The organism is Niallia sp. (assembly GCF_031978665.1).
Taxonomy (GTDB): domain Bacteria; phylum Bacillota; class Bacilli; order Bacillales; family Cytobacillaceae; genus Niallia.
Map to the genome: position 1 here is coordinate 1 of NZ_DALZDK010000006.1, position 13,549 is coordinate 13,549.

Consider the following 13,549-nt stretch of genomic DNA (forward strand, 5'->3'; position numbering starts at 1 on the left):
CCCTACAGGTAGACTTTTTTTTAGTGTCTACTCTATAGGGTACATTTTAAACTTTCTCAAGCTTTTTTATTTGGACCTTTCTCTCCATATAGAATTTATCTATTGCTGAGGATGTATTCATCGTCCCGTAATCTAGTTATTGAGATATCATGTACCCTTTCAAATTCTATCAAACGATCCTCAATGCTTTTCCCAGAAGCATCTTTAAAAGCATCTTCCCTATCATAATGTGGAAAGATAGCGATCTCTGTTAGCGCTAATGCTGTGAAGTTATTCAAGCCTACCTCATTCATTTTAGGAGAAAAATACTGGACTACATCAATAGAAGGTCCTAAAATGACCGCACCAGCACTTGCTCCTATTAAGATAGCATTCTGTTTAGACAACGATTTTAGTATGGAGTCAGCCCCGCTTTTTTTCATAAAATAAAGTAAGCGAAATGGGTTTCCACCATTAATATAAATGATATTATACTCCTCTAGCTTTTCTCCTTTTTCCACTTCCACATCGATAAAATCCACCTGGTTTATGCCCATTTCTAAAAAATCATTTTTCGTTTTAAGTGCAAATTTATTCTTTTCTTTTAGTGGGGAGGCGGTGGTGATAATGACAGCTTTTGGATTCGTCCTCTGTTTTTTTAGTATGGTTAAAAATTCGTTTTTAATTGTTTCTGTATAAAAGCCATTTGAAGTTAAAAATAGGTTAGCCATTTCTTATCACCCTTTAAGAAATTTTCCGTTTCTTGAATATTGAATTAATTATCTGTATTTTACCATAAAAAGCAATAAATCTTGATTTATATTCACAGTTGCAATGACTAAAGTATTCGTTGAAAATAGTTGCATTTTTCGCTATAGACTAGGCATGGAAGAAGAATAAAAAAATAATCTAAAAATAGTTTAATGAATAGAAGGGGTTCTGAATATACATTAACAATGGGGAATAGTAGCAAGCAGTATGAATGGATGTAAAAAGTAAAAACACAATAAATGAAGCTTTTAATGTGCAAGTTTTTTAGCGTTTTGTTTTTAGAGGAGGTGTGGCTTTTGGAGCATCCAATCCGGATGAAGAATAATGGACAGATCAGCGTAGTAATCAACTCACAGAAAAAGAAGGTTCTTCCAAAGGAAAAGCCAGAAGCTGAGTCAATCCCCAGAACTGTTCCGAGTGAACACGAAGCACTTAGGGAAATTGAAGCGGAATTAGGAAGCCTTGTTGGCATGGACGAAATGAAAAAAATGATAAAAGAGATATACGCGTGGATTTATGTGAATAAAAAAAGAGAAGAAAATGGCTTGAAAACGGGTAAACAAGCATTGCATATGATGTTTAAAGGCAATCCAGGTACAGGGAAAACAACCGTTGCCAGATTAATTGGCAAGCTTTTTCAAAAAATGAACGTTTTATCAAAAGGTCATTTAATCGAAGCAGAGCGCGCTGATTTAGTTGGCGAATACATTGGACATACGGCGCAGAAAACGAGGGATCTCGTCAAAAAAGCAATGGGAGGGATTCTGTTTATTGATGAAGCCTATTCATTAGGGCGAGGTGGGGAAAAGGATTTTGGAAAAGAAGCAATCGATACATTAGTCAAACATATGGAAGATAAGCAGCATGATTTTATTTTAATATTAGCAGGCTACTCAAGAGAAATGGATTTTTTTCTATCGTTAAATCCTGGCCTTCATTCCAGATTCCCACTTGTCATAGACTTCCCAGATTACTCTACTGATCAATTAATGGAGATTGCCGATCGGATGTTAAAAGAAAGAGAGTATGCATTAAGTCATGAAGCGGAAAAAAAGTTAAAGGAGCATCTTACCTATGTTCGCAATGTCCAGCATCCCAAAAGCTTTTCTAATGGTCGATACATCCGCAATATAATCGAAAAATCGATAAGAGCTCAAGCAATGCGTTTACTTTTGCAAAGTAATTATGATAAATATGAATTAATGACATTAAGAAGTAATGATATTGTCCTTGACCCCAAAGAAAAATAAGGATTAGTTAGCTATTCTAAAAGAGGAAATTTCTTTTGGGATAGCTTTTTACTGTTCTTTTATAAAATCCATTTTTACTAACAAACATTTTGGGTAACCTTATAAGGAGCAAATAGATGAAACGCTGTTTGTTTGCTATAATAGATAAAGTTCGGCATGGAAAGAAGGTTTACATAGTTGAAAGAAACCAAAGTAGAAAAAGAAAAAGTAATCCTGGTTGGCTGTGAGACACAGAATGATGCGGCCAGATTTGAATATTCAATGGAAGAACTAGCAAACTTAACGAAAACGGCGAATGGACAAGTGGTTGCGACATTAACCCAAATGAGAGAAAGAATTCATCCTTCTACTTATATTGGCAAAGGTAAAGTAGAAGAATTAGAAATGCTTGCAGAAGAATTAGAAGCAGACTTAATCATTTTTAATGATGAATTATCACCTAGCCAGGTTCGAAATGTGTCAAAGAACTTGGAGGCAAGAGTCATTGATCGCACCCAGCTTATTTTAGATATTTTTGCTTCAAGAGCAAGATCAAAAGAAGGAAAGCTGCAAGTAGAATTAGCTCAATTGCAATACTTATTGCCACGATTAGGTGGACAAGGTCTCCAATTATCAAGACTAGGAGCGGGGATTGGGACGAGAGGTCCTGGTGAAACGAAGCTCGAATCTGATAGAAGACATATTAGACGAAGAATTGATGACATTAAAACACAATTAAGTGTCATTGTGGAGCATCGTGATCGCTATCGCGAGAGACGGAAGAAAAACAGAGCCTTCCAACTTGCATTAGTCGGCTATACGAATGCTGGGAAATCGACGTTATTTAATCGTCTCTCTGAAGCAGATTCATTTGAAGAGGATATCTTGTTTGCGACATTGGATCCGATGACAAGAAAAATGATTTTGCCAAGCGGATTTTCGGTGCTTATTACAGATACGGTAGGCTTTATTCAAGATTTGCCAACCACATTAGTTGCCGCCTTCCGTTCTACACTAGAAGAGGTACGGGAAGCAGATCTACTGCTCCATGTGGTCGATAGCTCGAATGAGGAATATTATCAGCATGAAGATACGGTCCATAAATTACTAGAGGATTTGGAAATACCTGCGATACCGCATATAACCGTGTATAATAAAAAAGATTTAGTGCATCCAAAGTTTGTGCCAACATCGAAAACCGATAGCATTTTAATCAGTGCTTTTGATAAAGAAGACAGAGAACAGCTAAAGCAGAAGATTGAACAAATCATGATTGAAAGCATGGAGTATTATGAGACAACGGTTGAAAGTAATAATGGGAAGTTATTGTCTCAACTAAAAAATGAAACCGTCTTACGTAGCTTAATTTTTGATGAAGAAACGCAAAATTATATATGTAAAGGGTATGCATTAAATGAACATGCTATATTAAAATACAAAAAGCCTATAGAAATAGAGGAATGGGAGAAATAAATGTACAAGCAGTTAACATATGGAACACAGCTCGAAGCGTTAGTAAATGAAGTAGAAGAACAAATTGAAGAAGTGCATCAAGGGATTGATAAAAGAATTGATGGCAATCAATTTCGGGTATTATCGAGTTTTCAAAATCATAGAGTCAGTGAATCACATTTTATTCCATCAACTGGTTATGGTTATGATGACATTGGCCGTGACACGCTAGAAAGTATTTATGCAGAAGTATTTGGCGGGGAAGCTGGATTAGTTAGACCGCAAATCATTTCTGGCACACATGCCATCAGCACAGCACTGTTTGGCATTCTTCGACCAGGCGATGAACTGCTTTATATTACCGGAAAACCGTATGATACGCTAGAAGAAATTGTTGGAATCAGAGGCGAAGGAATCGGGTCGCTGCGTGAGTTTAATATTGGCTATAACAGTGTAGACTTACTTGCAGACGGACAGCCTGATTATGAGAAAATTGCTGCTTCCATCCATGCTAATACAAAAATGATTGGCATCCAGCGTTCGAAAGGATATGCGACAAGACCTTCTTTTACCATTGCAGAAATTGAAAAGATGATTGCCTTTGTAAAAGAGATTAAAGAAGATGTCGTTGTTTTTGTAGACAATTGCTATGGGGAATTTGTGGAAGAGTTGGAGCCATGTCATGTAGGTGCTGATTTAATGGCAGGATCCTTAATTAAAAATCCAGGTGGCGGTATTGCTAAAACAGGAGGATACATTGTTGGGAAAGAGAAATATGTGAAAGCATGTTCTTACCGAATGACGTCTCCTGGAATTGGGGCAGAAGCAGGAGCTTCCCTGTACAGTCTTCAAGAGATGTACCAAGGATTTTTCCTTGCACCGCATGTAGTGGGACAAAGCTTAAAAGGAGCTATTTTTACAGCGGCAATGCTAGAGCGATTAGGCATGAATTCCTCTCCTAGCTGGAATACGAAAAGAACGGATCTTATTCAGTCTGTTCAGTTTGATGATAAAGACAAAATGATTGCTTTTTGCCAGGCTATTCAATATGCGTCGCCAATTAACTCCCATGTAACAGCTTATCCAAATTACATGCCAGGTTATGAAGATGATGTTATTATGGCTGCTGGAACATTTATTCAAGGAGCAAGCATCGAATTAACAGCAGATGGTCCGATTCGACCACCTTATGTTGCCTATGTTCAAGGGGGATTAACCTATTCCCATGTGAAAATTGCTATTTGCATTGCGATTAATCGTTTATTAGAACAAAAACTGATTACTATATGAATATAGTAATCAGTAACATGAATTGGGAAGAATTTGTAACATTAGTTGACATCTTTTTTTCCCAATCATATAATGAAGGTGGATTAAATCATTTTAAAGGAGCCGAATGCTATGTCTGGTAGTCAAATTCGTCGATCGATGCCTCTTTTTCCAATAAGTATTGTCATGCAATTAACAGAGCTGTCTGCTCGACAAATTCGTTACTATGAAGAACACGAATTAGTGGCTCCAGCAAGATCGGATGGCAATAGAAGACTTTTTTCATTATCGGATATTGATAAATTATTGGAGATTAAAGATCTAATTGATCAAGGAGTAAACCTTGCTGGAATTAAACAAATCTTCTCTGTTCAAGAAAAACAAGTGCTGACAGACGAAGTAAAGAAAGAAGCAGAAAAAGCACGCAGAGAATTATCGGATGAGGATTTACGCAAGTTATTGCGCAAAGAATTATTAAATGCAGGTCGCTTTAATAATACTCATCGTCCCTCTATGAGGCAAGGAGACATGTCTCGTTATTTTCAAAAATAGATAAAAAAAGAAAAGCAGGGAGCAGGAGGAATAGTCGTGGCTAAAAATTACACTAAAGATGACATTAGAAGGTTTGCAAGTGAAAGTAACGTAAAATTTATCCGCTTACAATTTACGGATATCCTTGGAACAATCAAAAACGTGGAGATTCCAATTAGTCAGCTAGATAAGGCGTTGGATAACAAAATGATGTTTGATGGTTCATCTATCGAAGGCTTTGTTCGTATTGAAGAATCAGATATGTATCTATATCCTGATCTAAATACATGGGTTGTATTCCCATGGACTGCTGAAAAAGGAAAAGTTGCACGTTTGATTTGTGATATCTACAATCCAGATGGAACACCATTTGAAGGAGATCCTCGTAACAATCTAAGAAGAATATTGAAAGAGATGGAAGATTTAGGATTCACTCATTTCAATCTTGGACCTGAGCCAGAATTTTTCTTATTCAAATTAGATGAAAAAGGCGCACCTTCTCTAGAACTTAACGATAATGGTGGTTACTTTGATTTAGCACCAACTGATTTAGGGGAAAACTGTCGTCGTGATATCGTATTAGAATTAGAAGAGATGGGCTTCGAAATTGAAGCATCTCACCACGAAGTTGCACCTGGTCAGCATGAAATTGATTTCAAATATGCAGATGCAATTACTGCATGTGACCAAATCCAAACATTTAAATTAGTAGTAAAAACGATTGCTCGTAAGCATGGTCTACATGCAACATTTATGCCAAAACCATTATTCGGTGTGAATGGATCAGGGATGCACTGCAACCTTTCTCTATTCAAAAATGGTGAAAATGTATTCTATGATCCAAATGGTGAGTTAGAATTAAGCGAAACAGCATTACAATTTATTGCTGGTATCGGTAAGCATGCAACTAGCTTTACGGCAATTACAAACCCGACTGTAAACTCATACAAACGCCTAGTACCTGGTTACGAGGCACCTTGCTATGTGGCATGGTCTGCTCGAAACCGTTCACCATTAATGCGTATTCCAGCTTCACGCGGCTTAAGCACACGTGTAGAAGTACGTAGCGTGGACCCAGCAGCAAATCCATACTTAGCAATGGCAGCATTACTTAAAGCAGGTCTTGACGGAATCGCAAACCAATTGACTCCTCCAGCTCCAGTAGATAGAAATATCTACATCATGAGCAAAGAAGAAAGAATTGCAGAAGGCATTGTTGATTTACCATCAACATTAGCACATGCATTAGAAGAGTTAAAACAAAACGAAACAATGATCGACGCTCTCGGAGAGCATATCATCGTTCACTTTATTGAGGCAAAAGAGATTGAGTGGGATATGTTCCGCACGCAAGTTCATCCATGGGAGAGAGATCAATACATGGAAATGTATTAAGAAGGGAAGGCCTTGGTATATCAAGTATCAGGGCTTTCTTTTTTTTCGGGCAAATTATTAATAATACTTTAATTTAAAGGGCTGCCCGATAAATGCCCGATTTTATTCCAATAAATTATTCAAGAACATTTTTCATATGTTCTTCGTATTTTTTCATTCTATCTTCTTCGATTTTTTTACTTATATGAGAGTATACATCTGATGTAATGCTTATACTTCCATGACCAAGCCTTTCTTGAATGTATTTCATATCTGCTCCGGCTTCCATTTGTAAAACAGCATGAGTATGTCTTGTTGAATGAATTGGCAAAGAGGGGAGATTAGCTTTTCTCAGTATTCTCGCAAAAGCATTTGCTAAAGTTGATTTAGGCATATAATCCCCATCATTTCTACACAACACTAAATTTAAATCGTGTTTATAATTATCGGTTAAGCTTAATTTGTTATGATTTTGAAACTTTTTATGAAAGTGTAGATCATTAGCAAGTCCTTGACTAATTGTGATAATTCGATTTGAGCGATATGTTTTTACATCTCCGAACATTTTATCTGGGTTACTGAACGCTTCTTTAAAATCGAGTGATTTATTTATATCTATGGTGCGCTCTTTAAGGTTTATATCGGACCATTGTAAAGCTCCGGCTTCTCCTTTTCGCATTCCGGTTTCAATAAGGACCTTGAAAAATATCCAATAAATATAATCATCCTTATATGCTTCTTTTAGAAAATTCGACAGGTCTTCAGAGTCTATAAATTTAATCTCACGTGGTTTTTCTTCACCTTTTATAGTAACTCCAACGCATGGGTTTTTCTCGACTTTTTGAAGTATGATTGCTTTCTCATATGCGTTGTACATAGTCCCATGGATAATTTCTACTGTTCTTTTGCTATAACTTAAGGAATGGAGGTTATTAATAAATTTTTGATACATCATCGGCTTAACATCTTTTAAAAGAATGTTCTTAAAGTAGGGGATGATATGATTTTTAACATTTCTCTCATGTAATTCATAAGTGTTTTTACGAACAGAACCTTTTTTATATTCGATTAGCCATTCATTTAAATAGGTTTTTAGAGGAATGTCCGTTTGTTCGTATCCTTCCCTTATCAATCTCTCCATTTCTTCTGCAGCTAACTTTGCCTCAGGTTTACTTGTAAATCCTTTTTTTGATTTTTCTTTTGTTTTTCGAGTAATGGGATCTTGATAGTAAATTCTGTATTCCCAGAAGTCCTTTTTAGATCCTTTCTTCTTATATTTATGAAAAGTCGCCATTTTTAATCTTTCCTTTCGTTTAATTTAAGAGCACAAAAAAGTTTCATCACCTCCTTATAGGAATATACGTTCTGTTTTAGAGTTAAAAAAATTTAGTTAATAATTTTTGTGGAATCCCATACTTATTTAAAGCTAATTCCATAGTCAACTGACTGTTTAAATCCTTTTCTTTAAATAAAAGATTCATAGCAAATATGTTAGCTTCCATTTCAATTTTATCTGTAGAAAATAAGGTGTTTTTCTTAAGAAATGGAGTATTAGAGTCTGGGTGTAAAATAGCATGTCCAAGTTCGTGAGCACACACAAACTCTAATTTATCCTCACCTAACTTTTCGTTTAAATGAATAATTTTAAATCGATAATGTTTACTGTAATAGCCCAATGTATTACCTAGGTTTTCGTGAACAACTACGATGCCTAACGCCTCAGCTAACTTAATTGGGTTAGATGTTTTGTATCTCTTAAGTAAGGTTCTAACCTTTTTCTCTATATGCTCCATTGACCCCCGACACTTCCTAGTCTCTATATTTTTTTGGAGTGAATTTTTGTTTAGCTAATCGTTTAGCAATTCGCAAAGAATTTTCTAATGAGGAAATAAGTAACTCTCTGTCTTCTTGATCCATATCCTCAATTGATTCTCCGTTAAAATGAGCATATCCATTTTTACCTTCAAGACCATCAATCATTTTTTGTAATTCTTTTTGTATGTCTTTTTCATCTTTTTCAGTCAACTCAGGTTCAAACGATTTTTCCTTTTCTTCATCATCTAGTAGATTACTAACGTTAATATTTAACGCTTCGGCAATAGCAGTTAAAGTATCAAGGCTTGGATTGTATCTGTTTCTTTCTAAGTCAGCTAAGTATGATCTGGACATATTTGCTTTTTCTGCTAGGACAACTTGTGTCAAACCAGCTTTTTTCCTATGTATTTTAATTTTTTCCCCTATAGACATTTTAATATGTTCCTCCATTTTGTCGGTAATTCCGACTTGATATTTTTATTATAATAACAAAATGTCGGTAATACAATGCCTAAAATGACGTAAATACAAGTATTTTTAAGTATTATGTCGTGTATACCAGTGTATTTCTCTGAAATGCTTAAATATGCTCAATTTTAGTTTATTTTGAGGTTTTACTATTTGTCGTGAATACAATACAATTCAGTTATAGAAATTGAGAGCAACAACAGGAGGTGTTAAAGCATGTTAGACAAAGAAAAGCTTGGAGCTCTTATTAAAGAAAAAAGAAAGGAGAAGAAACTTACGCAGCTAAATGTTTCAGAAACAACAGGCCTATCGAGAAGTTATATTTCTGACATTGAAAAAGGAAGATATATGCCAAGTGCTGAATCTTTGTACAAAATAGCTTCTTGTATAGAAATGGATTTAAATTTACTTAGAATGACGGAAATACAAGTTGTGGAGTGATTGACTTGATCAGTGTAAACATTGATGAAAAATATGTAGAACAACAGTTTCTTCAAGAATTAAGCAAAAAGTTAAATGAGTTAGAAAATAGATGTACCTTATGGGATATGAAGGAACTTATGAAACAGACAAATATGAGTGACAACAACATCAAAGAAAAATTCTTTTATGATCCAAGATTTCCAAAGTACAAAGTCGGTGGAAAATGGTACTTCCCAGCAAGAGAAACAGAACAATTTATTTTAACTTGGATTAAAGAACAACCAACTCATTAGGCGGTGATCTAATGCACTTAGAAAAAGCAGAAATGTTTATGAGTTTAGCGGTATCAATGTACTTGAAGAACAGAATTAATGTCGCAATATGGGCTTCAAACGAAAGTGAAAAATATTTAGATAAGCATGAAAAAGGAGGACCACAAAATGAAAATCAAACCAGCTGAATGGCTAAAGCTTAATTCAGAAGAAAAGCAAAGTTTGTTGGAAGCTAAGAAAGGTGTGAAGTAATGAAAAATCCACTGGAAGAAATAACATCAATAGCGCACCTATTACCACTTCCTGTATTGAAAGATATTAATCAACGTATTGGCGATTGGTTAGCAAGTGGAGGTAAAGAAACAGATCCATACATCGAGCAACAATTAAGATTTGCAAAGCGATTTGTTAAAGGCTGAATAGCCTTTCCTTTTTAGCCAATGTGCAAAATTTGATGAACGAATCAATGAATATTTTAAGGAGGTGAAGCATATGAGCGAGCTAGAACATCCGGTAGTAACCCAAATTAATCAAACTGGATATCCAAATATGGTTGCACAACCAGAGCATGCCGGCACTGATTTTTTCAGTGATGAAATATTAGTTGGTGATTCAATTATTGAGCATAACGGAAATGTCATTCTTGAATCCAATTTAGAAGATTATCTCATTGAAGAATTAGGGTTCAAATATAAAACAGCAGAATAGGAGGTTTATAAAATGGGCTTACACGGTGAAGTCATTGTTTGGCAGATGACAGAAGAAGAGCGCTTGGCTTACATAGCAAAGCATCCTATTGTACCTACAGAGAAGCCAAGAGGTGGTCAGTTTTCAAACATTCATGAAATGAAGAGAAAAGAAGCTTCGATGAATGGATATAAAAATGGCAAGCAAGCTAATTCAAATAACAAGATTTTAGATGAACAAGATAAAGAGTTTGTCTATATCCAATATGAATCAGGGGCTAGGCTTCAAGATATTGCAGAAGGTTTAGGTGTAGAGAAACATACAATTAATAATTTTATTGCTGCAGAAAGAAAGAGAAGTTCTAAAGCATTTCCAAGAAGAACAATCAGATAAGGAGGACGTTATGAAGAAAATTGAATTTAAGGAATTAAAACTAATAGATTTCCAAGCCCACAGTGATATTTTGGTTTCCTTTGGCGAGAGAACTGATATCACTGGGGACAATGGGGAAGGTAAATCAACCATTCCTCAATCGATCACATGGTTACTTTATAACACAGATGCATTCGGAAGTAAACTAGATCCAACACCAATTACTTACGATTCAGATGAAACAAAAGTGTCTTTATTGCTTGAAGTAGATGGAAAACAAGTGCTTTTAGAAAGAGTATTAAAAAAATCTAAATCACAATGCTATGTAAACGAAGTGCCAACACCAGCAACAAAATTTAATAACTTTGTGAGTGAATTATTTGATAAGGATTTGTTCTTTTCGCTATATAATCCAAACTATTTTTTCACTATGCATTGGGAAAAGCAAAGGGCCATCTTACTGCAATATGTTTCTGCTCCACTTAAAAAAGAAGTATTAAAGCATATGCTAGACAAGCAATCAGAAGTACTAGAACCGTTATTAAAAAAGCAATCTATTGATGATATTAAGGCTGCACATTCTGATAAAAAGAAGCGTCTAGATAAACAGTATAGTGCAGCACAAAGTAAAACAAAAACACTAAAAGAGCAATTAGAATATCATGCTCCAAGTGTTCCATTAGAGTCATTGCAAGCTGAATTGAAGCCATTACTTAAGCAACGTGCGGAACTAGATGAAATCAACGATTCTGCAAGTGATGTAAACATAAGAATCAATACGCTCAATACTCAAATTCACAATCTGAATAGAGAAAGAGACAGCATGAAAAATGATTGGTCTCTGCTTAAAGAAGAAAAGATTGAGGACCATTGCCGCGTTTGTAAACAGCCTTTGCAAGATGATTCCTTAAAGGCTGCAGAAGAAGAAAAACAGCAAAGAATTGGTAAGTTTAAAACTTCTTTCAATACTGTTATTGCACAAAGAAAAAAACTGGAAGAAGAACTAAAAACATTGGAATATATCGATGTTTCAGAAACAAGAGAAAAACTTAACGAATTGCAATCTAAGATAGAACCCCTAGAAAAAGAGATTGCTAAACATAAAGATTACAAGCATTACGTGGAGCAGGTAGAACAAGCAAAAGTAGAAGAAAAAGAGTGCTTAGAAACGCTGAATGAATCCATCTTTATTTTAGATGGCATCAAGGATTACAAAGCAAAAGAAGCTGAATTACAGGCCGAAAAAGTACAAGCCTTATTCACTACTCTTTCAGTTAGATTGTTCAAACAGAATAAGACAGATGGAGAAATTAAGTCAGACTTTGAAATTGAAATGGATGGCAAACCTTATAGCAAGCTATCACTCTCTGAAACCATTAAAGCAGGATTGGAATTAAGGGATGTGTTATCTGCTCAAAGTGAACTGATTACACCAGTGTTTATTGATAATGCTGAGTCCATTACAAAGTTTAAAGAGCCATTAGGACAGTTGATACTTTGCCGAGTGGTGGCAGGGCAGGAATTGAAAGTAGAAAGCATTTCTGATGATGATGAAATAACAGTTGATATTGAGGTGATCTAATATGTCCGATGTAGTTGTAGTTAAAGTCCTGTCCAGCGAGGGCTGGGAGGGATGTAGAAGAGAGAAGCTAGTCATCGATGGTAAGCAGGTAATGCATGTTGGTCCTTTGTCAGAATGTCCAGAAGATGCAATTTTGGAACGTGATCTTGTTGGACCTGGTGATTTTGCTAGTTTGTTAGAAAACTTCCTAATAGAACATAAAGGAAAAAAAGTGAGATTTGTATACGAAGACGAGGAGGAAGAAGAGTGAAACAAGGAAAGAATCCCACTCGCAAACAAAAAGAAAACATTCGAAAAGCTGGTCTTAATCCCGACAACTGGCTGATTTATAAAAACCATGGTGAGAAAGTTTCATTGATTCATAGAAACACAGGTACCACTAGAGACATATTAAAAAATAATCGATAACTCGGAGGTTTTAATTAATGGCTAATAACTCAATCGTACAATATACACCGGAAATTACAGAAGCATTTAAACCAGAAGTATTACAAGTGATTAGAACATCTATTGCACCAACAGCAAATGACCAGGAGTTTTTATTATTCGCACATAAAGCAGCTTCTTATGGCTTGGATCCATTCAAAAATGAAATTTTCTTTATCAAATATGGAAATACAGCTCGTATTCAGTTTGCTGCAGAAGCGTATCTTGCAAAGGCTAGATTACAAGAAGGTTTCCAACCACCAGATACACAAATGGTGCATGAGAATGATGAATTTAAAATCGCAATGAACAAAGAAACTAGGGAAATGGAAGTAGTCCTTCATGAAATTGGTTTCCCGCGAGGAAAAATCATTGGTGCTTATTCTATTGCTTATCGTGATGGACATAGACCTGTAACGGTGATTATGGACATTGAAGAAGTATCTCATATGTTCACTGGCCAAAATAAAGATAACTGGAATAAATGGACTGCTGATATGTTCGGAAAACACGTACAGCAACGTGCATTAAAGAAACAATACGGACTAGAATTTGAGGATGAAACAATCACTCATGGCGAGCCAGAAAACAGTATTCCAGAGTACAAACCACAAGAAAGAAAAGATATCACTCCTACAACAGAAGTGATTGATAAACCAAAACCAGAAGCAACAAAAGAGTTGAATCCAATTGAAAAAGTAAAAGCAGATATGAATGAGAAATTCAAAAAGTTAGGCATCAAAGGTAAGCAAGCAAAAGAAGATTATATTGCTCAACATGCTCCTGATTTAGTTGGTAAAAACCCAACGTTAGCGCAATTAACTGGATTAAATGATTTATTGGACATGCATATCGATTTGAAAGAAGTTCAAGAATCTAGTGCGGACAGTTTGGACTAA

19 protein-coding genes are annotated in these 13,549 nt (G+C 35.5%); 15 read left to right on the forward strand and 4 right to left on the reverse strand.

Going from position 1 to position 13,549, the window contains the following annotated elements:
* Positions 1-95: 95 nt before the first annotated feature.
* Entirely contained in the window at positions 96-710 is a 615-nt protein-coding gene (locus RTL21_RS04395; RefSeq protein ID WP_312093703.1) for a Type 1 glutamine amidotransferase-like domain-containing protein, read from the reverse strand.
* Positions 711-1,046: 336 nt separating this feature from the next.
* Here RTL21_RS04395 and spoVK point away from each other — a divergent pair, with 336 nt between their 5' ends.
* The 5 genes from spoVK to glnA all read left to right on the forward strand — a co-directional run bounded on the left by spoVK (position 1,047) and on the right by glnA (position 6,626).
* Positions 1,047-2,000 (forward strand): stage V sporulation protein K, encoded by a 954-nt coding sequence (spoVK, locus tag RTL21_RS04400; RefSeq protein ID WP_312093705.1) that lies wholly within the window; start codon positions 1,047-1,049, stop codon positions 1,998-2,000.
* A 177-nt stretch (positions 2,001-2,177) separates the two neighbouring features.
* On the forward strand, positions 2,178-3,452 hold the full coding sequence (gene hflX, locus RTL21_RS04405) for a GTPase HflX (protein ID WP_312093707.1): 1,275 nt from the start codon (positions 2,178-2,180) through the stop codon (positions 3,450-3,452).
* Positions 3,453-4,721, forward strand: a complete 1,269-nt coding sequence (locus RTL21_RS04410; RefSeq protein WP_312093709.1) for a methionine gamma-lyase family protein — start codon at positions 3,453-3,455, stop codon at positions 4,719-4,721.
* 111 nt (positions 4,722-4,832) lie between these two features.
* Positions 4,833-5,252: a MerR family transcriptional regulator gene (locus RTL21_RS04415; RefSeq protein ID WP_031538273.1), complete on the forward strand. Its 420-nt coding sequence runs from the start codon at positions 4,833-4,835 to the stop codon at positions 5,250-5,252.
* A gap of 63 nt (positions 5,253-5,315) precedes the next feature.
* On the forward strand, positions 5,316-6,626 hold the full coding sequence (gene glnA / locus RTL21_RS04420; protein WP_396954419.1) for a type I glutamate--ammonia ligase: 1,311 nt from the start codon (positions 5,316-5,318) through the stop codon (positions 6,624-6,626).
* Positions 6,627-6,741: 115 nt separating this feature from the next.
* Here the strand turns inward: glnA and RTL21_RS04425 are convergent, their stop codons facing one another.
* The 3 genes from RTL21_RS04425 to RTL21_RS04435 form a co-directional block, all read right to left on the reverse strand.
* Positions 6,742-7,899 (reverse strand): tyrosine-type recombinase/integrase, encoded by a 1,158-nt coding sequence (locus RTL21_RS04425; protein WP_312093714.1) that lies wholly within the window; start codon positions 7,897-7,899, stop codon positions 6,742-6,744.
* 82 nt (positions 7,900-7,981) lie between these two features.
* A complete protein-coding gene (locus RTL21_RS04430) occupies positions 7,982-8,398 on the reverse strand; it encodes an ImmA/IrrE family metallo-endopeptidase (RefSeq protein ID WP_312093716.1) in 417 nt (138 codons plus the stop codon).
* A gap of 16 nt (positions 8,399-8,414) precedes the next feature.
* A complete protein-coding gene (locus RTL21_RS04435) occupies positions 8,415-8,852 on the reverse strand; it encodes a helix-turn-helix domain-containing protein (protein WP_312093718.1) in 438 nt (145 codons plus the stop codon).
* Positions 8,853-9,104: 252 nt separating this feature from the next.
* Here RTL21_RS04435 and RTL21_RS04440 point away from each other — a divergent pair, with 252 nt between their 5' ends.
* From RTL21_RS04440 to RTL21_RS04485, 10 genes are all read left to right on the forward strand, one after another.
* Positions 9,105-9,329, forward strand: coding sequence for a helix-turn-helix domain-containing protein (locus tag RTL21_RS04440; RefSeq protein ID WP_312093720.1), 225 nt, complete (start codon positions 9,105-9,107; stop codon positions 9,327-9,329).
* A gap of 5 nt (positions 9,330-9,334) precedes the next feature.
* The gene (locus tag RTL21_RS04445) at positions 9,335-9,604 is read left to right on the forward strand and encodes a hypothetical protein (RefSeq protein WP_312093722.1); all 270 of its coding nucleotides are present in this window, start codon (positions 9,335-9,337) and stop codon (positions 9,602-9,604) included.
* Positions 9,605-9,615: 11 nt separating this feature from the next.
* Positions 9,616-9,771, forward strand: coding sequence for a hypothetical protein (locus RTL21_RS04450; RefSeq protein WP_312093724.1), 156 nt, complete (start codon positions 9,616-9,618; stop codon positions 9,769-9,771).
* A 63-nt stretch (positions 9,772-9,834) separates the two neighbouring features.
* On the forward strand, positions 9,835-10,002 hold the full coding sequence (locus RTL21_RS04455) for a DUF6877 family protein (RefSeq protein WP_312093726.1): 168 nt from the start codon (positions 9,835-9,837) through the stop codon (positions 10,000-10,002).
* Positions 10,003-10,075: 73 nt separating this feature from the next.
* A complete protein-coding gene (locus RTL21_RS04460) occupies positions 10,076-10,291 on the forward strand; it encodes a YqaI family protein (RefSeq protein WP_312093728.1) in 216 nt (71 codons plus the stop codon).
* Between the two features lie 12 nt (positions 10,292-10,303).
* Complete coding sequence (locus RTL21_RS04465) at positions 10,304-10,663, forward strand: hypothetical protein (RefSeq protein WP_312094033.1); 360 nt, start codon at positions 10,304-10,306, stop codon at positions 10,661-10,663.
* A 10-nt stretch (positions 10,664-10,673) separates the two neighbouring features.
* The gene (locus tag RTL21_RS04470; protein WP_312093730.1) at positions 10,674-12,224 is read left to right on the forward strand and encodes an AAA family ATPase; all 1,551 of its coding nucleotides are present in this window, start codon (positions 10,674-10,676) and stop codon (positions 12,222-12,224) included.
* Between the two features lies 1 nt (position 12,225).
* Positions 12,226-12,474 carry a hypothetical protein gene (locus RTL21_RS04475; protein ID WP_312093732.1) on the forward strand — a complete coding sequence of 83 codons (249 nt, stop codon included), beginning with the start codon at positions 12,226-12,228 and terminating at the stop codon, positions 12,472-12,474.
* The gene (locus RTL21_RS04480) at positions 12,471-12,632 is read left to right on the forward strand and encodes a DUF6906 family protein (protein WP_312093734.1); all 162 of its coding nucleotides are present in this window, start codon (positions 12,471-12,473) and stop codon (positions 12,630-12,632) included. The genes RTL21_RS04475 and RTL21_RS04480 overlap by 4 nt, the downstream gene beginning before the upstream one ends.
* A gap of 17 nt (positions 12,633-12,649) precedes the next feature.
* Positions 12,650-13,549, forward strand: coding sequence for a RecT family recombinase (locus tag RTL21_RS04485; RefSeq protein WP_312093736.1), 900 nt, complete (start codon positions 12,650-12,652; stop codon positions 13,547-13,549).